This window comes from Pantoea sp. BL1 (assembly GCF_000963985.1).
In the GTDB taxonomy this organism is placed as follows: Bacteria; Pseudomonadota; Gammaproteobacteria; order Enterobacterales; family Enterobacteriaceae; genus Pantoea; species Pantoea rwandensis_B.
The window spans coordinates 1-19,552 of the sequence record NZ_JZRH01000022.1; the positions used below are offsets into that span (position 1 = coordinate 1).

Sequence of the window (19,552 nt, forward strand, 5' to 3'; positions counted from 1 at the left end):
GCCGCCATTAACAGCGGGAAGTTCCACGGGATGATTTGCCCGACCACGCCCAGCGGTTCATGAAAGTGGTAAGCGGCGGTGAATTCGTCGATTTCCGCTGCGGTGCCTTCCTGTGCGCGCACGCAGCCCGCGAAGTAGCGGAAGTGGTCTACCGCCAGCGGCAAATCGGCAGCCAGGGTTTCACGCACCGGCTTGCCGTTATCCCAGGTTTCGTTGACTGCGATATATTCCAGTTTCTCTTCCAGTCGATCGGCGATTTTCAGCAACACCAGCGAACGTGCCTGCGGGGAAGTTTTACCCCAGGCATCCGCAGCGGCCTGTGCTGCCGCGACTGCGTTATCGACATCGGCCTTGTCCGAGCGCGGGAATTCGCCGATGGTGGAGCCGTTAATCGGGGTCGTGTTGACGAAGTAATGACCGTTCACCGGCGCAACGAATTCGCCGTTGATAAAGTTGCCATAACGCGATTGCAGAGTGATGAGAGAACCTTGTTCTCCCGGAGCAGCGTAACGCATGGTGTTTCTCCTTGCGGGACAGAGTGGCGAATAACAACTATGAAACCTGTTATTAACATTGATCGATCAATGTCAGCCTGTCAGATCGCAGAGCGGGAAACTGTGACCGCACCGAAGGAAAATTCCGGGATTGTTGATTTGAGATTTTGCACAGGCGCTAAACTAGGGTTGCGACTAAAGAAAAAGCCTCTGTCACAACAGTTTTCGGTCGCCAGAAATGGCAATCCTTCGACTATCGTGCAGGATTTTTAGTCGCCAGAAATGCCAACCCTACGAACATCGCGCAGGGTTTTCGGTCGCCAGAAATGCCAACCCTACGAACATCGTGCAGGATTTTTAGTCGCCAGAAATGCCAACCCTACGAGCATCGTGCAGAGTTTTCGGTCGCCATAAATGGCAGCCCTTCCGTCCTCATGCACGATTTTCGTAGGGTGCACATTTACGCACATCAAAAATACGCGTAAATCTCCCGCTTCGTTGCGGAAAATTCCGAGTTTTGCCGCATATGCAGCGAAAAGCGAAACAAACGCAATGAATTTGGTCAATATGAAACAGGATACTCATCAGGAGAAAGAGATGTTGGCTTCAGCCCTGACGTTAATGCGCGCCAAAGCGAACTTTGTTCAGCAATTTATTCGAAACCCGCGCAAGATGGGCAGCATCACGCCCTCCTCTGCTGCGCTGTGTCGCACCATGTGTGATGCCGCCAGCTGGGATCACAGCCTGCGTATCGCCGAACTGGGTGCCGGAGACGGGGTGTTAACCCGGCATATTCTGGACAGAATGTCGCCGCAAGCGCAGTTGGATGTGTTTGAGATCAGCCCGGATTTAGTCGAGAGCTTGCGCGAATGGACCGATCCGCGCATGCAGGTACGTGCCTGCTCGGCCGAATACCTGTCTGGTGAATACGATGTGATCTTTTCCGGCCTGCCGCTGCTGTCGCTGCCGCCGGAAACGCGTGAAGCGATTCTGAGTGCCGTCCACGATGTGCTGGGCCCGCGCGGTGTATTTATCCAGTTTCAATACACCTCATTGACCCAACTTACCCTGTCACGCTACTTCACGTGGCAGCGCCAGCGGGTGCTGAAAAATATGCCGCCCGCCTGGGTTTATCGCTGCACTCGGCATTACGCGCCCTGAGCCTGCACGCGCGGCTGCGGCCGCGTTTGCAACCAGAAACGACGCAACAACTCGCGTGACCAATCCTCACCAGCGACCTGCGCACCATCATCACACACGCCCGCCGGTAAACAGGCGGTCATGATGTCGCGGGTAAACTCCGGGTGGAACTGTACCGACAGCGCCTGCGGGGAATAGCGTAAAATCTGGCAACCATCCAGCTCAGATTGCGCCAGTACCACGGCGTGCTGCGGGGGACTAATCACCGACTGGCGATGCGAAAGCCATGCCTGAAACTCGCCGGGCAGCGTTGCTAGCCACGGATCGCGCTGCGCCTGCTGCGTCAGGGTTTTCAATCCACGTTCCCATCCGTTCGGGTTATCGCCCACTTTTCCGCCCAACGCATACGCCATCAGCTGATGGCCGTAACAGACGCCCAGCAGTGGCAGCTCGGCTTCCATGGCACCACGGATCCATGCGGCCGTGCGCTCGCTCCAGTCGGCGTGGTCGGTGACCATTGCCCAGGAGCCGCTAAGAATGGCGCCGCTGACGCGATCAAACGCCGGCAGCTCTTCGCCAAGATGCGGGCGGACAATCACATAGTCATCAGGCTGCAGTTGCAGCGCATCAATAAACCAGACGGGTTGTTCACCAATTTGCGCCACGACCTGCGGTGGCGGCACTTCGAGTTGAATCAGAGCAAGGGGTAACGCGCGGGTGTGTGTCATTCCGAATTCATTCCTTCACGGAGTCAGCTTTCGGACATCCACTTTGACAGGAAATCAGTGACCTGTCTTATTTTTTTCCTGCATAAGCTCATACCTTGATGAAAAAAATTTTTGCACAATGTCACAGAAATGCACGGCTTCGTGCCATGATTAGCCGGTGATACCCCCTTTCATGTGAAGGATGACATTGTGGCAGTGCGGCATTTCTTTTTGGTTCTGATGGTGGTTTCCATCTGGGCTTTCAACAACGTGGCGGTGAAGTGGGGATTGCTGGAACTTCCGCCGCTATTCCTTACCTGGATGCGTTTCGTGGTGGTGGCGATTGTGCTGGTGCCATTCTGCCGCATCACGCGTGAACAGCTGCCGTGGCTGCTCACCCTCGCCTTCACCTTTGGCTTTATGCATTTCTCGCTGCTGTTTGTCGGCATGCGCTACACCGATGCCGGAACCGGCGCAATTGTGGTACAGCTCGGTACACCGATTGCCATGCTGCTGGCGATGCTGGTGCTGAAAGAGAAACTGCGCCTGGTGCAGTTATTCGGCATCGCGGTCTCGTTAAGTGGTGTGGCGGTGCTCTCCGGCAGCCCAACCATTCCTGCGTGGTGGGTTTTATGTATTTTGCTGTGCAGTGCCTTTGGCTGGGCCATCAGCAATATGATCGTGAAGAAATCGCCGCCGATAAAACCGCTGACGCTCACCGGCTGGATCTCATTCCTTGCCGTGCCGATTGTCGGTGCCGCTTCCTGGCTTACCGAATCGCACCAGTTTTACGCATTAAGCCACGCGGGCTGGCGCGGCTGGTTTGGTATTCTTTACAGCGCGCTGGCTTCCTCGATCGTGGCTTATACCTTGTGGTATTGGTTACTGAAAAAGTACAACGTCAACTTAATCATGCCTTACTCGCTGCTCACGCCTGTGCTGGCGGTTTTGATGGGCGTATTCGTGCTGGGCGACAGCATGAACAGCTTCAAGATCCTCGGCGCGTCTCTGGTGGTGCTCGGCACGGCCATTGCGGTGATCAACCTGCGCAATCTGCGCATGCACGCGCGTTTTCCGCGTTTACGCCGCCGTTAGATCCCCTCTGCTATGCTTGAGTCTCGCGCGTTTTCCGGAGACTCAATATGGATACTCAATCTGCTGCCGCATTATGGCAGCAACTGTGGCAAGGATTGCGTGGCGCGGAACCCCTTCCCGCGCTTAGCTTTCTCCAGCCCGATACCTTTTCCTCTGCGTTTGCCGTCAGTGAACTGGCCGCCACCAGCATTGGGCTCGCAAGCCAGGCAGTGAGCGACTTGCTCGGGCAATCGGCCCCGGTTAGCGTCAATGTGCGGCTCGCCTCTCGCTGGTTTCAGCACAGCCTCACGCCGTTAAATCGTCCTCCTGCCGCACTTTGGGACCCTTTTGCTGGCGACTATGCCACCACCGATGGCTGGATCCGTCTGCACACCAACGCCCCGCATCATCGTGCCGCGATGGAGCAGGTGCTGGGGCAACAAGCCGACCGCGCCGCATTAGCGCAACGGGTGTCTCAGTGGCAAGCGGCCGCGCTGGAGCAGGCCGTGATCGAGGCTGGCGGCTGTGCTGCGCAGATGCGCAGTGAGCAACAGTGGCTACAGCATCCACAAGGCGTGGCCGTCAGCAGTGAAGCACTGATCGCCCAACAGGCCACGGGGGATGCGCCCACGCCTGGCTGGCAACTGCCCATTGCACGCCCACTGCTGGGCGTACGCGTGCTGGATCTGACGCGCATTATCGCCGGGCCGGTCGCCACGCGTTTTCTCGCCAGCCTTGGCGCGCAGGTTTTACGTATCGATCCTTACGGCTGGGAAGAGCCAACACTGGAACAGGAGATCACCTGCGGCAAACGCTGTGCGCGGCTCGATCTTAAATCCAGAGCGGGCATTGAGCAGCTGCGCGATCTGATCAAACACGCTGATGTGCTGGTGCATGGCTATCGCGCGGATGCGCTGGAAAAGCTGGGGCTGGATGCAGAATCACGCCGCAAACTGTCGCCCGGATTGGTGGATGTTAGCCTGAATGCGTGGGGCTGGAGCGGGCCATGGCGAAATCGGCGCGGCTTTGACAGCCTGGTGCAGATGGGATGCGGCATCGCTGAACAGGGCATGATCTGGCGTGGTAACGTCCAACCGACGCCGCTGCCAGTGCAGGCACTCGATCACGCCACCGGCTATATGATGGCCGCCGCCGTACTGGAAGGGATGAGACAGCGTCGGGAAAATCACGTTGGCTGGCAGGCACGCTTATCACTGGCGCGCACCGCAAGACTGTTGCAACAGTTTGGCGCGTCCCCGCCACAGCCGCAGCATGGCATTGCGGCACAGCACGGCGATGCCCTGCCGACAGTAGAGATCAACGCGTGGGGGATTGCCGAAAGATTGCGTGCCGCTGCGTATCTGCCCGGCACGCCGATGATCTGCGCCACGCCGGGCGTTAAGCTCGGCAGCAGCGTAGCCAGCTGGTGATTAGGCTTCTTCGCCGTTGCCTTCGTTCAGTTCATCGTACATCGCCTGAATGGCTTCACGGCTAAGCGCAGCCAGCGTGCGGTAGAAGGCGCTGGTTGCGTGCGCTTCCACTTTGCCCAGGAACGCACCGCACCATGGCAGCAGGTAGTCGTCAAACAGCGCCAGCTGCGCGGCGAACTCATCTTCCGCTGACTGATCTTCCAGCCACGAGGCCGCCAGCAGCAGCACGCCAAAATGATCGGCAGGTGCATCGCTTAACGGCATGCCACGTGAGGCGAGGAAGGCACGGACATCCGCTTCCTGCGGACCGTTTGGCCACTGTGAGGCGTAAGGCGGTACGCTGCATTCGCTGCCGACGAACAGTGCGTTGTAATCCGCCGCCAGGGCCTGCGGATCGCTATTCTGCTGCAGACGTGTTAACAGTTCATCCTGCTCCAGCGGCCACTGAGCCTTCAGTTTGCCTTCACGCAGCATGGTGAAGAGCGGCACCAGCAATGGATCTTGTGGCTGGCGGTTGAACAGCGAGCCGATGACGCGGCAGAGAATGGAAAACTCATTCATGCAACAGAATTCCTTGAGGCTAAAAGTTAAAAGTCCGCAAATTCAGCAATGTGCTTACCGGTTCGCTGTTCGAGGAAGTCGAGCAGGCGGCGCGGCGTGACATTTAACACGCGATCCTCGGGAAAATCCACTTCGCGCGTAATGCGGATGCAGTGTTCGAAATGACCAAGGGTAAATGCGGTGTGCGAATCCGACCCAAACGCCAGACGCCCGCCGGCATCACGCACCGCTTCAGCAATGGCGCGACAGTTCGGTTCGCTGCCCGGACGTGAGTGAGTAAAGGAAGAGTTGTTGATCTCCAGCGCCACATCATAATGCGCGGCCGCTTCGGCAATGGCGCGGATATCCACCGGGAATTTCGGGTTGCCAGGATGCGAAATAATGTGCACCAGCCCACCGGCCATGGCGGCAATCATCGCTTCCGTGTGATGCGCTTTATCACGCGGTGCATACACCGGCTCATGGAACCCCGCCACAATCAGATCCAGCGCATCCAGCATCGGGCCGCTGCAGTCAATTTCACCCTGCTGATTTTTGATGTTGGCTTCAATACCACGCAACACGCCTACGCCATCGATCACGCGTGGCCAGATACGCATATTAACGAAGTGCCAGTAGTGCGGCGCATCCGCCATATCCGGGCCGTGATCGGTGATGGCAAACAGCTTCAGGCCATTCTGCTTCGCCTGCACCATATAGTCATGCAGTGTGCTGTAGGCGTGGGTACTGGCAACGGTGTGCATATGCAAATCGACGGGATACATCCTCTTCTCCTGACTCAATGTGAATTAATAACCGCGCTGACGATCGACTAAACCGCCCGGTTGATCCCCTTGCTCCAGAGCAAGTATGGCACCAGCAATGAAATCCATCGCCTCGCCGGGCAACGTAATAGCCGCAGTATGTGGCGTCAATGTGACATGTGGATGAGACCAGAGCGGGTGATCCGCCGCCAGTGGCTCGGTCTGGAACACGTCCAGCGCCGCACCCGCCAGTTGACCGCTGTTCAATGCAGCCAGCAGATCGGCTTCCACCACGTGCGCGCCGCGCGCCAGATTGAGGAAAAAGGCACCCTGCGGTAACACGCGCAGAAACTTTTCATCGATCAGGTTGGTGGTTTCCGGCGTGGTGGGCAACAGGTCGATCAGCACCTGAGTGCCATCGAGAAACGCATCCAGCTGATCGCGACCATGGAAGGTTTGCACGCCTTCAATCTGCTTAGCCGAGCGGCTCCAGCAACGCAGCGGGAAGCCCCACTGACGTAAGCTTTCAAGCACGCTACTGCCCAGCACTCCCGCACCGAGCACGCCGATGGTGAAGTCGGCGCGATCCGCTGTGTCGAGTGGTTGCCAGTGCGCCTGTTGCTGCTGCTGACGATAGTCGGCAAAGCGGCGGTACCAGCCCAGCACGCACCAGTTCGCATACTCCTGCATCTGACGCGCCATACCGGTATCTTCGAGGCGGAACAGCGGCACGTCATCGGCTAGCATTTCAGGATGAGCGCGCAGTTGCTTAAGAATTTCGTCGACGCCCGCGCCCATGGCAAACACGCCTTTTAACGGACGGCCAGCCAGCATCTCGATGGGCGGCGAACGCACGATGGCATAATCCGCCGGAGCCGTGTCGCCCGGCTGCCAGTAGCGCACGTTGGCTTGCGGTAAACGCTGACGCAGTCCCGCAAGCCAGCGATCGGGGGCTTGCGACGGGTGATACCAGATAATCTCCATACAGCTCTCCTTTTTTCCTTCAGCCTCAGGCAAATAGCGGTGAAGGGCAAGCAAAAACCTCACTGTTAATGCAATTTCTTGCGTGATTAATTCCCACGGCTTCACATTTCCATGGCTTGAGGCGGCTAAGCGGCGCGTTAGCGACTAAAGTTGTTCGAGTGGTCAATGTGTTAGCACACCACCTTTTCGGACAAGGAGAAAAACCGATGATAAAAAATGTCAAATTCACGCCCGCGCCACTGACGTTGTTACTGAGCGCGGCGCTGCTGGCCGGCGCCTCTGTTGCGCAGGCGGAAGATACCAGCCGAATGCTAAGCAGCCAGCCCCAGCCGCCCGATATCCGCCTTGGGCCTCTGTTTAATGCGGTACAGCAGGCAAAATTTTATCCGGATCAGAAAACCTTTGCCGATGCGGTTCCGAAGTACAATCCTTCTTCGATACTGGCGGACTGGCAGATGCAAAAGAGCCAGCGCAACTTCGACCTCAAGCATTTCGTGGACGCTAATTTCACCCTGCCTAAAGAGCAGGACAAATACGTGCCGCCTGCCGGACAAAGCCTGCGTGAACATATCAACGGCCTGTGGCCGGTGCTGACACGATCAACACCGACCGCCAGCCAGTATGATTCCCTGTTGCCGCTACCGAAACCCTATGTGGTTCCCGGCGGCCGTTTCCGCGAAGTTTATTACTGGGACAGCTACTTCACCATGCTGGGCCTCGCCGAGAGCGGGCACTGGGATCGCGTGCAGGATATGGTGGATAACTTCGCCACCGAACTGGATAAATACGGCCACATCCCGAACGGCAATCGCAGCTATTATCTCAGCCGTTCACAGCCACCGTTCTTTAGCCTGATGGTGGATCTGCTGGCAACGCACAAAGGTGATGATGTTTACCGCCAGTATCTGCCGCAGTTGCAGAAAGAGTATGACTACTGGATGGCGGACAGCGATAAAGTCGCGGCCGGAGAAGCCAGCAAGCGCGTGATTAAACTGGGTGACGGCACGCAGCTTAACCGTTACTGGGATGACCGCGATGCTCCACGCACCGAGTCCTGGCTCGACGATGTGAATACCGCCAACAAAGCGCCAGATCGCAATAAACAGCAGGTGTATCGCGATCTGCGTGCCGGTGCGGCCTCCGGTTGGGATTTCAGCTCTCGCTGGTTTACCGATGCCCACAATCTGGCCTCGATCCGCACCACCCAGCTGGCACCGGTCGATCTTAACAGCCTGATGTTCCATCTGGAGCAGGTGTTGTCCAAAGCCTCGAAACTGGCACAGCAGGATGACAAAGCCAAACAGTTCGCGGCCGATGCTGAAAAACGTCAGGCGGCGATTAATCGTTATCTGTGGGATGAGAAGCAAGGCTGGTACGCCGACTATGACTGGCAGAAAAAACACGTTCATCCGCAGTTAACCGCCGCTACCCTGTTCCCGCTGTATATGCAGGTGGCGAGTGAAAAACAGGCGGACCGCACCGCCAAAGCGGTTGAGAAACAGCTGTTGAAACCGGGAGGTTTGGTGACGACAACCGTTAATAATGGTCAGCAATGGGATGCACCAAATGGCTGGGCGCCGCTGCAATGGGTGGCGGTGGAAGGTCTGGAACATTACAAGCAACCCAAGCTGGCGCAGGAAATTGGTCAGCGCTTCCTGCAGAACGTGCAGGCCACTTACGACAAAGAGCACAAGCTGGTTGAAAAGTATGTGGTGGAAGGCGCGCAACTGGGCGGGGGTGGTGGCGGTGAATATCCGTTGCAGGACGGCTTCGGCTGGACCAATGGCGTGACGCTCAAACTACTGGATAAATACTGCCCGAAAGATAACACCTGTAATAACGCGAGCGATATCCCGAATATGCCCGCGCTGAGTGCGGGGAAATAACCCTCATACTTTAAATAAAACCGCTGCTACTGCTTTGTTTGTCAAACGGTAGCAGCGCAATCGGTTCGCGCTGTCAAAGCCAGGGGGCTTAATGCCCCCCCCTCAGGCATGCGATGTCACACTTAACGCAGTGAAGTCATTACCTCAGGTTTCCACACCCTCGCGCACCGCGACAGATTGTATGACTGAATCATGAAACCATTACTCACTTAAAGCCGTACTCGCTACGCCACCCTTCCTGTTCATGTCCTCACAATCTCTTTCACTCACATTAACAACTTGAAACACACCTCACTTAAAGATAATAATTCTCACTCTTAATTTTAATCGCATTCTCAACTTTCGGCAGTGCCGGTTGAGTGCTGCTTTTGTTCTGCTGCCCGTTAAAGGATTTCCGATGACGCTTTTTACCCTTAATCGTGCCCGCGTGCTTTGTGCGCTGGCTCTGGCCCTTCCTGCTGCAACCTTCGCAGAAGAGTCCATCGTGGTCACCGCGCAACCGCAGGAGAGCGCCAGCTCACCGACGCAAGGCTATCTCGCCACCCGCAGCAGCAGCAGTAAAACCGATCAGCCGCTGATCACCACGCCGCAGTCCATCTCGGTGGTAACACGTCAGCAGATGGAAGATCAGGGTGCGCAGGATCTCAATCAGGTACTGAACTATACGCCGGGTGTATTCACCAACTTCGGCGGCGCCGCCACCCGTTATGACACCATCGCGCTACGTGGTTTCCATGGCGGCGATGTCGACAACACCTTCCTGGATGGCTTGCGCATCATGAGTGATGGCGGCAGCTTCAACATCTTGCAGGTGGATAACTGGTTCCTCGATCGCGTTGATGTGATCAAAGGCCCCTCCTCCGCACTTTACGGCCAGACTGTGCCAGGCGGATTGGTTAATCAGGTGAGCAAGCGGCCGCAGTTTGCTGAAGAGGGCCATTTCCGCCTGTCGACCGGCACTAACGCCACCAACAGCGCCGCCTTTGACTACACCAATGCGATTAACGATCAGTGGGCCTTCCGTCTCACCGGCATCACGCGTAACAGCGACACGCAATACGATCACACCCGTGAAGAGAAATATGCGATTTCGCCACAGCTGCTGTGGCAACCCAGCGAAGACACCAGTCTGGTGCTGCGTGCCTATCTGCAAAAAGATCCGTCCGGCGGTTATCACGGTTCCGTACCGGCTGAAGGCACGCTTTACAGCCATAATGGCCGCAAGCTGAGTGATGGATTCTATGAGGGCGACAGCGCACTGGATCAGTTCAAACGCCACGAACAGATTTACAGCTACGACTTCTCGCACCGCTTCAATGAAGTGTGGTCTGTCTACTCTACCGCCAGCTATAGCCACTCTAATGTCGATCTCGATCAGGTGTATCAGATTGGCTGGGACGCCACCAATCCTGATTTGCTGACGCGCTACTACTCCGGTGAACGTTCTTCGCTTAGCGCATGGGCCAACGACAACCGTCTGCAGGCTGATTTTGCTACCGGCGCGCTGCAGCATCGGGTGATCCTCGGTGCCGAATACCACCGTTATAAAAACGATTTGAGTAAAGCCAGTGGCTATGCGAGTTCATTAAACCCTTGGACGGGCGAAGCGGTCGGCAGCATGCCGGATTACAGCTGGACCGAACAAACGCGTCGCTATTATCAGACCGGGCTCTACTTGCAGGATGAAATGCAACTCGACCGCTGGCATCTGGATCTCTCTGGCCGCTACGATCGCATCGTCTCCAATAATGGCACCAGCCGTCGCCAGGATGACCACGTCAGCGGCCGTGCTGCGCTGCTGTATGCGTTCGACAGCGGCATCTCACCTTACGTCAGCTGGAGCCAGGCGATTACCCCGGCTTCTTTGACCGATCCAGACGGCAATCAGCTGAAACCAACCACTTCCGAGCAGTATGAAGCCGGTGTGAAATACCAGCCGGTGGGCACACGCGATATGTACTCCATCGCGCTGTACGATTTGACGCAAAACGATGTGGCGAACCGTAACGTGGTGGACAGCACCTACAGCCCTTCCGGCAAAGTGCATTCGCAGGGCATTGAGCTGGAAGCACGTAATCAACTGACGCCGCGACTCAGCACCATTGCCGGTTACACGCTGAACCATCTGCGTTTCAAAGATTCCGTTGACGGAAATGATGGCCATACACCTTACGTCACGCCGAACAGCATGGCGTCATTCTGGGGGCACTATCAGTTTGATTACGGCCTGAGCGCCGGTGCGGGTGTGCGTTATATCGGTAAGCAGTGGGCTGATAATGAAAACACCACACGTTTGCCGTCAGTGACGCTGTTTGATGCATCCGTACGGGCCGATCTCGGTGCGTGGAATTCACAGTTGAAAGGGGCATGGCTGCAGGTCAATGCCAATAACCTGACCGACAAAAAGTATCTCGCCGCCTGTTATGGCACCGGTTACTGCTATCGCGGTGCGGAGCGGACCATTACCGCCACCGTGGGTTACGATTTCTAACCGCCATAAAAAAATCCGCATCCCGTTGGGGATGCGGATTTCATAAAATCAGAGTGCGCTACTAGGTTCGAACTTTACGATAGATCCACAGCACCACGATGGCACCAATGACCGCCACCACGAAGCTGCCAAAGTTGAAACCGTCAACTTTGCCGAAGCCAAACAGGGTACTGATCCAGCCACCAACCACCGCGCCGACAATCCCTAATACCACAGTGATGATGAATCCGCCGCCATCTTTACCTGGCATGATCCATTTAGCGATGATCCCGGCAATCAAACCAAAAATAATCCATGAGAGAATACCCATTTACTGCTCCTTACGTTATGAATCAAGGTGTTCACTGCCATCAGTATAGTCGGATATTTTTAATTTGCTTGAGGATCATCACAGTAAATAGAGAGTTAGCAGGCTAAAGCTTTTTGTTAAAACGTCGATAACAGTTCGATAGCCGTGTCACCCGTGATAATAACAATCGGATAAGTGGAGCAGGATGTGAAAGACGCCGATAACGAACAATATCTCAAACGAGGCACCCTTGCTGTTTTAAACGTAATGAAGGATTTGTTGCGTTTCCAGACCCCTTTAATGGTCAGTTTTTCGCGCGGTCAATTTATTAGCCGCATGCTGGATGCGGATGAAGATCGCGTCATTTTCGATCTCGGCAGCAATGCGCTGGATAACGATTTAGCGCTGCAGGGCGGCGAAGTGAATATCGCGGCAGAAACCCAGGGGGCAAAAGTAGAGTTTGGCTTGATCAAACTTGAGCGCACCGAGTTTGAAGGCTTACCCGCTTTCACTGCCCCACTGCCTGAGCTGCTGTGGCAGATTCAGCGTCGTGAATTTTTCCGTGTTTCTGCCCCGATGGAGCCGGTGTTTTACTGCCATACGCAGTGGCCGGATGGCAGCAATGCGCGTTTTCGCTTGCAGGATCTCTCTCTCGGTGGTGCGGGCGTATTGCTGGATGACAGCTTGCCTGAAGGCCTGAATCGGGGTGATACCTTTAAGAACCTGCGTGTGGAATTGGGCGAATACGGTCATTTTGAGGTCACCGCACAGCTGCTGCATATTGGCGAGCGCAGCACGGTCACCAGCAAGAATGAAACCCGCACAACCCCCCGTCTCAGCTTCCGCTTTACCGCCATTGAGCCGGTGCAGGAACGCCAGCTACAGCAGGTGATCTTTGCGCTGGAGCGTCTGGCGCGCGACAAAGCGAATCGCTTCCAGTAATTGAGTAACATGCGGGGATCAGAGTGAACCCCGCCGATTTCTCTTCGACATGATTTATCACGCCTGGGCAAGCGCGGTGTGACTCGCCCTCGTGCGATACGTTGTCTTTGAGACGATAAAGATTAATGGTGCGGTTGATAGCGACAACGCGCCACCGCTTCCAGCCAGCCGCGATAATTCTCCTGCATAAGGGTCGCGCGATCGCTGCGCGGCTCAATCACGCTGCCACCCTGCAACGCCTGCATATCACTGCCCTGCTGCCACCAGCCTAATGAGCGCCCCGCCAGCAGCGCGGCACCAAGGGCGGAGACTTCAGCGGTGGGGGCACGTTTCAGCGGCCGCTGCAACACGTCTGCCTGTAACTGCATCAGCCAACTGTTTTCGGTTGCCGTGCCATCCACACAGAGCGCGGGCAACTGCACACCACTGGCCTGCTCCATCGCGAAGAACACATCGGCAATCTGGAAGGTGATCGATTCCAGTGCCACGCGCGCCAGCACCTCTGGCGTGGCGGCATCGGTAAGGCCACATACCATGCCGCGCGCCTTCAAATCCCACCAGGGCGCGCCCAGGCCTGACAAGGCAGGCACGAAATAGATGCCCTGATTATACTCGCTGCGCTGCGCCATTGCCGTCAGTTCACGCGGATCGCTGATGCCCAGCATGCGTCCCAGCCAGGCCGCGCCTGAACCGGTATGGGTGATGTTGCCTTCAAAGGCAAATCGCAGCGTGCCATCGTGCCACGCCACCGTGGTACTGAGGCCGTTTTCGGTCAGCAAAGGTGTGGCCATTGACATCATCAGCGATGAACCGGTGCCGTAAGTGGCTTTCACCACCTCTTCACCCGCACTGCGTTGCGCCTGCAGTGCCGCATGGGAATCGCCAATGCGCGACAAAATGGGCGTACCCGCTTTCAGTCCGGCGATGTCCTGTACCGTGACAACACCCTGCGCACTGGCGGAGGGCACAATATGTGGCAGCGCCGCGCGCGGGATATGGAACAGCGTCAGCAGTTCCTCATCCCAGTCACCGCTGTGCAAATTGTAGAGTTGGGTGCGGGCCGCATTCGCGTGATCGGTAATAAAACTTTCGCCGCCGCTGAGTTGCCAGCTGAGCCAGCTATCCACAGTGCCAATACAGAGTTCACCGGCCTGCGCACGCGCCTGGCCATCCGGTATCGCCGCCAGCATCCCGGTGAGTTTGCCTGCGGGAAACATCGGATCGACCGCCAGGCCCGTTAAGCCGGTGATGCGTGGCGCTTTACCCGCCATGCGTAAATCACGACAAAACGCTTCTGAGCGACGATCCTGCCAGCTCACCAGCGGCGTCAGCGGTTGCCCGTCGCGGCGCTGCCAGATCAGCACCGACTCGCGCTGATTGCTGATCGCGACGGCGGCCACCTCTGCTCCGTCGCACTGCGCCAGACAGCTTTCAATCGCCTGTTTCACCGCCTGCCAGATCGCCAGCGGATCCTGTTCGGCCAATCCGGGCTGCGGATGGGCTAGCGTCAGAGGCTGGCTGCCGCGCGCCACCACCTTGCCTGCGCGGTCCACCGCTATGGCTTTCGCGTTCGTGGTACCTTCATCAATTGCCAGTATTAATGGACCCGCCATGTTTACGCTCCTGCACACATGCGCACTGCACTCTTCACCACGCTGGCGGCGTCAATACCATGATGCGCGCGCGTGGAGGCACGGTCGCCAGCAATCGCGTATTGACCATCGGGGATGCCCAGACGTAACAGCGGAATGCCGCAGCCGCCTTCAGCCAGCACTTCGGCCACCAGACTGCCGACGCCGCCGTTAACATTGTGCTCCTCTACGGTGATCACCGCCGGATAATGCTTTAACAGCTCTTGCAGCCGTTGGGTATCGCAGGGACGAATTGATGGAATGGCGATCACACCTGCGCTGATTCCCTGTGCATGCAATTGCTCAGCCGCGCTCACCGCCTCATGCACGGTGGAACCCATCGCCACCAGCACGATGTCGTTGCCTTCACGCATGACGTCGATTTGACCGGGACGGAACTGGTAGTTTTCGTCGTGCAGCTGAGGCAGGTCCTTGCCATCCAGACGGATGTAAACCGGACCCACATGCGCAAGGGCATAATCGATGATCTGGCGGCACTCCAGCGGGCAGGATGGCGCGTAAATCTCGATATTACCTAAGCCACGCATCACCGCAATATCATCAATGCTGTGGTGGGTGCTGGCCAGCGGTCCGTAACTGGCACCGGCATTTAGGCCAAACAGTTTGACGTTGGTGTTGTTGTAGCAGACGTCCACTTTTACCTGCTCGTTGGCGCGGGAAATCAGGAACGGTGCGGCATTACAGGTCACCGCCACTTTTCCACCGATTGCCAGACCAGCTGCTGTGCCCACCAGCGTTTGTTCCGCAATACCGACGTTGATCAGGCGATCCGGGAACGCCTTAATGAAAGGTGATATTTTTGCCGTTGAGGTGGAATCCGCCACCACTGGCACCAGATCCACACCGCGATTGACCGCGTCAATAAAGGCTTCCACCATCACCGTGGCCAGGTGTTTTGCATTACTCATCTTTTAATTCCTCCAGTGCCAGTTCGATCTCTTCCCCTTTCGGCACACGGTGATGCCACTCTGGTTTGCCCTGAATAAAGGAGATGCCAAAGCCTTTCTCGGTATGCGCCACAATCACCTGCGGTTTGCCGTTACGTGGCAGGTTTTCAATGGTTTCCACCACGGAAGCCATGTCATTACCGTTGCACTCAGTGACCTCCAGGCCGAAGGCGCGCCATTTATCCGGCAGCGGATCGGTGTTCATGATGTCGCGCGTGTGCCCTGCCAGTTGCAGTTTGTTCTTGTCGTTGATGATCACCAGGTTATCGAGGTTGTAGTGCGCCGCCACCAGCGCAGCCTCCCAGTTACTGCCCTCGGCCAGTTCACCGTCGCCGGTTACCACGAAGACGCGGCGGTCGCTGTTATCTTTCTTCGCCGCCAGCGCAATACCCACCGCCACCGGTAAGCCGTGCCCCAGTGCACCGGTGTTGAGTTCCACGCCCGGCGTTTTCTGCCGCACCGGATGGCCCGGCAAATGTGAATCCGAATGCTGGTAAGTGGGCAGCCATTCGGTTGGGAAGTAACCCGCCTCTGCCAGCACACAGTAATAGCCGCCGACCGCATGCCCTTTCGATTGGATGTAGATATCACGCTGCGGATCGTTGGTGCGATCCGGCGCGCAATTCAGGATGCGGAAATAGAGCGCCGTCAGGATTTCGACCTGAGAGAGATCGGCACCGGTGTGTCCACCCGCCGGACTACCGGCATTGAGCTGGATGATGCGGCGACGTACGGCGCGCGCTTTCGCTGCCAGGTCCGCCACCGAATATTTGAAAGGATTCATAGACACCTCTGCATTTTAAAGCGTTATTGAATATATATTCACAACAGGTAAAAAAATTTACCCAGATTTTTACCCTAAATAAGCTGAGTTGCGGGAAGGCGGCCAACTCGTCAATCCCCAGGAGCCTACTCAGGTAAGTGACTGGGGTGAGCAAGTGCAACCCACGCACCTGCGGCTCAGCTTATGACGGGTAATGATTAACCTTTGGCCTCACCTTCCTGAATCAATGCCTTCTGCGCCACCACGGCGGCTTTTTGCTGCATGCGGCTTTGCATCTGATCGATGATAACCGCCACGATAATCACGATGCCTTTGATCACCATTTGCCAGAACTCACTGACGCCCATCATGATCAAGCCATCCGCCAGAAAACCGATGACAAAGGCCCCCACCAGCGTGCCGAGAATGGTGCCGCGTCCGCCAGCCAGTGAAGTACCACCGAGCACCACTGCCGCAATCGCGTTCATCTCGAATGAGGTGCCGTTCGCCGGATGGCTGGCCACCAGCTGCGAAGACACCACAATGCCAGCAATCGCCGCACAGAAACCTGAAAGGGTGTAAACCCAGATTTTCACCGACTTCACTTTGACGCCGGAGAGTTCCGCCGCACGCTCGTTATCACCAATCGCATACACCTGACGGCCAAACGGCAAGCGGCGCGCCACATAGGCAATCACCAACGCCAGCACCACCATCATCCAGATCGCCCACGGTAAGCCGAGAAAATACCCCGCACCGATTTTGTCGAAACCGGTGTTACCCAGCAGCGGATTGCCCTGCAAGCCGGGGAAGGTTTCGCCGCCAGAGGTCAGCATCGCCGCCCCGCGCAGGATGTACATGGTGCCCAGCGTGCAGATAAACGGGGCCACGTTGTATTTGGTGATGATCCAGCCATTCACCGCGCCAATCAGTCCGCCTACCACTAACACCACGGGCACAATCACCCAAACGCTGGGAAAGATGGCGATGCCAAACATCGGCAACACAATGCCTTTGGTGATCAACCAGCCGGCAATCATGCCGCACAGGCCCAGCGTGGCGCCGATGGAGAGATCAATACCCGCAGTGATAATGACAAAGGTGATGCCGAGTGCCAGAAACGCATTGATGGCGATGTGTTTGACCATGATCACCATGCTGCCCACGGCGAGAAAATCCGGCACGGTAATAGCAAAGAAGCCGACGATGAGGAACAACGCGATAAAGGTGCGCAGTTTTAACAGCAGCAGAATCATGCCTTCACGCGAGTTGAAAACCTTACCTGGCGAAGCGAGCGCCATTGCGCCATTGTTTTTCATGCTCAGAACCCCTGTGCACTTGCTTTAACCAGCGCCGCCTCTTCCGCTTCCGCGCGCGGCAGGTCAGCTGTCAACTTGCCGCCAGACATCACAAGAATGCGATCGGCGACGGCCATAATTTCTTTTAAATCGGAGGTGGAGAACACCACGGCAATGCCCTGCTCTGACAGTTTCACCATCATGCGGAACACTTCCGCTTTGGCACCCACATCAATGCCCCGGCTGGGCTCATCCAGCAGCAGTAAACGTGGATTGGTGAGCAATGAACGGCCAATCACCACTTTCTGCTGATTGCCGCCACTCAGCGCACTGATCGCCACGTCGGGCGACGAGATTTTGATGGCCAGATTGCCTACCGTACTGTTTACCGCTTCGCGTTCAGCTTGTTCGGAGATCACGGTGCGATGCGATAAACGTCGCCACAGGCTGGCAATGGTGAGATTGCTGGCCACGGAGGAGACCGGGAAAATACCGGCCCGTTTACGATCTTCCGGCACCAGGCTCATGCCCATACGAATACGTTCGGCGGTTGGCAAGCGTGTGGGTAGCGGTTTGCTGTCCAGCCACAGTTTGCCGAGATAGTTGCGCTGGCCGCCGAGCAGGCACTCAAACAGCTCGGTGCGCCCCGCGCCCATCAGGCCATAAATGCCGACGATCTCCCCGGCGCGCACATTGAAACTGACATCGTCCACCAGCGTATTGCCATGGGCACTGACACAGGTGATGTGCTCGGCTTCCAGCACCGCCGCCCCGAACTGACGATTAGGCGGCAGAAAGTTACTCACCGGTTCGCTGCCGAGCATTTCACGCACGATCCAGGGGACATCGATTTCGCTGACCTTCGCTTCCGCCTGAAAACGTCCGTCACGCAGGATGGTAATCACATCACCTATCGCCATCAGCTCTTCCAGCCGATGTGAGATATAAATGATGGAAACCCCCTGCCGCGTCAGTTCACGAATCACGCGGAACAGAATCTCCACTTCGGTTTTGCTCAACGCCGAGGTCGGCTCATCCAGAATTAAGATGTCGGCGTTTTCTGCCAGCGCTTTGGCAATTTCCACCAATTGCTGCTGACCCACTTTCAGGTTACCGACTATCTCGTCCGGTGAAATTGGCTGGTCGAGACGTTGCAATAACGCAGCCGTACGGCGCTTCTGTTCTGCTTCGTTAATCGGGCTGATGCCGCGCTGGATTTCCCGTCCCAGAAAGATGTTCTCCGCCACGCTCAGGTTTTCAAACAGGTTGAGTTCCTGGTGCACCATGCCGATACCGTGACGGGCGGCGTCTCGCGTACTGCTCAACACCACTTTTTCGCCGTTAAGGAACATTTCGCCGCTGGTGGGCTGCTGTACCCCAGCGAGGATCTTCATCAGCGTGGATTTCCCCGCCCCGTTTTCGCCGATGATGACGTTCACTTTGCCGCGCCACACGCGATAATCGACACGATCCAGCGCCAGGGTGCCTGGAAACAACATCGACATCTGTTTGGCCTGCAGGATGATTTCATCGCTCATCATGGATTCCCCTGCTGCAACTGAATCGCCACCACGTCATCCACCTGATTCGACTCGATACTGACGGCCAACAGCGCCTGCACCGGCTTGCCGACCCAACTGGCATCCACCGGCGGTAACTGCTGGACGGCATGGCGGTTCAACGCTTTAGTCAGTTGTGCGTATTGCACCTGATTGGTGAACTCTTCAAAGCGATAGCCCGCCGCATCACGAATCGCATTACTGCGCAGTACCGGCCCAATCAACACCTTGACCGGTTTGCCATTGATGGTGACGGTCAGGCTGCGTTCCCGTTCATTGCTGTTATCAAAGGCGGTGACGGTTCCTCCGGCACGCACAAACACGCTTTCGCTGCCCCCTGCCTTGACGGTATGACTTTTGGTTTCCATATCCGCCCAGCTCAGCGCCTGCTTCTCAGCCGGTTGCTGCACCCGGCTGGCCCAGCTCGATTCGGCGATCTGCTGTGGCGTCTGGTTGCTGTAGCCGGGTTTGGCATTCGGATCTTTCGGCATGATGGGATTGCCGTTTGCATCGAGATCCACCACGGTGCAGGCGGTCAATATCAGCGATAAGAGCCCAACCATCAGCCCGGCTGCTGCTTTTCCCTTCATGC

The 19,552-nt window shown here is 56.7% G+C and carries 18 protein-coding genes; 6 read left to right on the plus strand and 12 right to left on the minus strand.

All coding sequences use genetic code 11. The features are described from left to right. The coding region (locus VH86_RS12305) for an aldehyde dehydrogenase family protein (protein WP_045833024.1) at positions 1-515 on the minus strand (515 nt) is incomplete at its 3' end. 576 nt (positions 516-1,091) lie between these two features. Here VH86_RS12305 and VH86_RS12310 point away from each other — a divergent pair. Further along, positions 1,092-1,655, plus strand: a complete 564-nt coding sequence (locus tag VH86_RS12310; protein ID WP_045833025.1) for a class I SAM-dependent methyltransferase — start codon at positions 1,092-1,094, stop codon at positions 1,653-1,655. On the opposite strand, the gene VH86_RS12315 is transcribed toward VH86_RS12310, so the two are convergent. Then, positions 1,643-2,362, minus strand: a complete 720-nt coding sequence (locus VH86_RS12315; protein WP_038647485.1) for a glutamine amidotransferase — start codon at positions 2,360-2,362, stop codon at positions 1,643-1,645. The two genes, VH86_RS12310 and VH86_RS12315, sit on opposite strands and share 13 nt — an antisense overlap. 189 nt (positions 2,363-2,551) lie before the next feature. Between VH86_RS12315 and VH86_RS12320 the strand changes: the two genes are divergently transcribed. Together VH86_RS12320 and VH86_RS12325 are read left to right on the plus strand one after the other, a co-directional pair. Beyond that, positions 2,552-3,436, plus strand: coding sequence for a DMT family transporter (locus VH86_RS12320; protein WP_045833026.1), 885 nt, complete (start codon positions 2,552-2,554; stop codon positions 3,434-3,436). A 47-nt stretch (positions 3,437-3,483) separates the two neighbouring features. After that, positions 3,484-4,845, plus strand: coding sequence for a CoA transferase (locus VH86_RS12325; protein ID WP_045833027.1), 1,362 nt, complete (start codon positions 3,484-3,486; stop codon positions 4,843-4,845). On the opposite strand, the gene VH86_RS12330 is transcribed toward VH86_RS12325, so the two are convergent. Genes VH86_RS12330 through ghrA form a run of 3 tightly spaced genes read right to left on the minus strand, consistent with a single transcriptional unit; the run spans position 4,846 to position 7,133 of the window. Continuing rightward, entirely contained in the window at positions 4,846-5,406 is a 561-nt protein-coding gene (locus tag VH86_RS12330; RefSeq protein ID WP_045813907.1) for a molecular chaperone, read from the minus strand. A gap of 26 nt (positions 5,407-5,432) precedes the next feature. Beyond that, positions 5,433-6,170: a phosphatase gene (locus VH86_RS12335; protein WP_045833028.1), complete on the minus strand. Its 738-nt coding sequence runs from the start codon at positions 6,168-6,170 to the stop codon at positions 5,433-5,435. 24 nt (positions 6,171-6,194) lie between these two features. After that, on the minus strand, positions 6,195-7,133 hold the full coding sequence (gene ghrA, locus VH86_RS12340; protein WP_045833029.1) for a glyoxylate/hydroxypyruvate reductase GhrA: 939 nt from the start codon (positions 7,131-7,133) through the stop codon (positions 6,195-6,197). A 206-nt stretch (positions 7,134-7,339) separates the two neighbouring features. On the opposite strand from ghrA, the gene treA reads away from it, so the two are divergent. Beyond that, on the plus strand, positions 7,340-9,019 hold the full coding sequence (gene treA / locus VH86_RS12345) for an alpha,alpha-trehalase TreA (protein ID WP_045833030.1): 1,680 nt from the start codon (positions 7,340-7,342) through the stop codon (positions 9,017-9,019). 397 nt (positions 9,020-9,416) lie between these two features. Next, positions 9,417-11,510, plus strand: coding sequence for a TonB-dependent siderophore receptor (locus VH86_RS12350; RefSeq protein ID WP_045833031.1), 2,094 nt, complete (start codon positions 9,417-9,419; stop codon positions 11,508-11,510). 61 nt (positions 11,511-11,571) lie between these two features. Here the strand turns inward: VH86_RS12350 and VH86_RS12355 are convergent, their stop codons facing one another. Continuing rightward, entirely contained in the window at positions 11,572-11,820 is a 249-nt protein-coding gene (locus tag VH86_RS12355) for a GlsB/YeaQ/YmgE family stress response membrane protein (protein WP_038647498.1), read from the minus strand. Between the two features lie 186 nt (positions 11,821-12,006). Between VH86_RS12355 and VH86_RS12360 the strand changes: the two genes are divergently transcribed. Further along, positions 12,007-12,741: a flagellar brake protein gene (locus tag VH86_RS12360; RefSeq protein WP_045833032.1), complete on the plus strand. Its 735-nt coding sequence runs from the start codon at positions 12,007-12,009 to the stop codon at positions 12,739-12,741. 122 nt (positions 12,742-12,863) lie between these two features. Here VH86_RS12360 and VH86_RS12365 read toward each other — a convergent pair whose 3' ends face one another. From VH86_RS12365 to VH86_RS12390, 6 genes are all read right to left on the minus strand, one after another. After that, on the minus strand, positions 12,864-14,354 hold the full coding sequence (locus tag VH86_RS12365) for an FGGY family carbohydrate kinase (protein WP_045833033.1): 1,491 nt from the start codon (positions 14,352-14,354) through the stop codon (positions 12,864-12,866). A 2-nt stretch (positions 14,355-14,356) separates the two neighbouring features. Beyond that, positions 14,357-15,301, minus strand: a complete 945-nt coding sequence (locus tag VH86_RS12370; protein WP_045833034.1) for a transketolase family protein — start codon at positions 15,299-15,301, stop codon at positions 14,357-14,359. Further along, positions 15,294-16,124 (minus strand): transketolase, encoded by an 831-nt coding sequence (locus tag VH86_RS12375; RefSeq protein WP_045813900.1) that lies wholly within the window; start codon positions 16,122-16,124, stop codon positions 15,294-15,296. Before VH86_RS12375 ends, VH86_RS12370 begins: the two co-directional genes overlap by 8 nt. Before the next feature lie 197 nt (positions 16,125-16,321). Beyond that, positions 16,322-17,422 (minus strand): ABC transporter permease, encoded by a 1,101-nt coding sequence (locus tag VH86_RS12380; RefSeq protein ID WP_045833035.1) that lies wholly within the window; start codon positions 17,420-17,422, stop codon positions 16,322-16,324. Positions 17,423-17,424: 2 nt separating this feature from the next. After that, positions 17,425-18,939, minus strand: a complete 1,515-nt coding sequence (locus VH86_RS12385) for a sugar ABC transporter ATP-binding protein (RefSeq protein ID WP_045833083.1) — start codon at positions 18,937-18,939, stop codon at positions 17,425-17,427. After that, on the minus strand, positions 18,939-19,550 hold the full coding sequence (locus VH86_RS12390; protein ID WP_045833036.1) for a DUF2291 family protein: 612 nt from the start codon (positions 19,548-19,550) through the stop codon (positions 18,939-18,941). Before VH86_RS12390 ends, VH86_RS12385 begins: the two co-directional genes overlap by 1 nt. Between the last annotated feature and the right edge of the window lie 2 nt (positions 19,551-19,552).

What these genes read in the sequence shown, in the direction of transcription:
- treA (WP_045833030.1), top strand. Translation starts at nt 7,340, where the DNA reads ATGATAAAAAATGTCAAATTCACGCCCGCGCCACTGACGTTGTTACTG.
- VH86_RS12390 (WP_045833036.1), bottom strand. Translation starts at nt 19,550, where the DNA reads ATGAAGGGAAAAGCAGCAGCCGGGCTGATGGTTGGGCTCTTATCGCTG.
- VH86_RS12375 (WP_045813900.1), bottom strand. Translation starts at nt 16,124, where the DNA reads ATGAATCCTTTCAAATATTCGGTGGCGGACCTGGCAGCGAAAGCGCGC.
- VH86_RS12380 (WP_045833035.1), bottom strand. Translation starts at nt 17,422, where the DNA reads ATGAAAAACAATGGCGCAATGGCGCTCGCTTCGCCAGGTAAGGTTTTC.
- VH86_RS12335 (WP_045833028.1), bottom strand. Translation starts at nt 6,170, where the DNA reads ATGTATCCCGTCGATTTGCATATGCACACCGTTGCCAGTACCCACGCC.
- VH86_RS12350 (WP_045833031.1), top strand. Translation starts at nt 9,417, where the DNA reads ATGACGCTTTTTACCCTTAATCGTGCCCGCGTGCTTTGTGCGCTGGCT.
- VH86_RS12355 (WP_038647498.1), bottom strand. Translation starts at nt 11,820, where the DNA reads ATGGGTATTCTCTCATGGATTATTTTTGGTTTGATTGCCGGGATCATC.
- VH86_RS12315 (WP_038647485.1), bottom strand. Translation starts at nt 2,362, where the DNA reads ATGACACACACCCGCGCGTTACCCCTTGCTCTGATTCAACTCGAAGTG.
- VH86_RS12385 (WP_045833083.1), bottom strand. Translation starts at nt 18,939, where the DNA reads ATGAGCGATGAAATCATCCTGCAGGCCAAACAGATGTCGATGTTGTTT.
- VH86_RS12325 (WP_045833027.1), top strand. Translation starts at nt 3,484, where the DNA reads ATGGATACTCAATCTGCTGCCGCATTATGGCAGCAACTGTGGCAAGGA.
- VH86_RS12365 (WP_045833033.1), bottom strand. Translation starts at nt 14,354, where the DNA reads ATGGCGGGTCCATTAATACTGGCAATTGATGAAGGTACCACGAACGCG.
- VH86_RS12370 (WP_045833034.1), bottom strand. Translation starts at nt 15,301, where the DNA reads ATGAGTAATGCAAAACACCTGGCCACGGTGATGGTGGAAGCCTTTATT.
- VH86_RS12330 (WP_045813907.1), bottom strand. Translation starts at nt 5,406, where the DNA reads ATGAATGAGTTTTCCATTCTCTGCCGCGTCATCGGCTCGCTGTTCAAC.
- ghrA (WP_045833029.1), bottom strand. Translation starts at nt 7,133, where the DNA reads ATGGAGATTATCTGGTATCACCCGTCGCAAGCCCCCGATCGCTGGCTT.
- VH86_RS12310 (WP_045833025.1), top strand. Translation starts at nt 1,092, where the DNA reads ATGTTGGCTTCAGCCCTGACGTTAATGCGCGCCAAAGCGAACTTTGTT.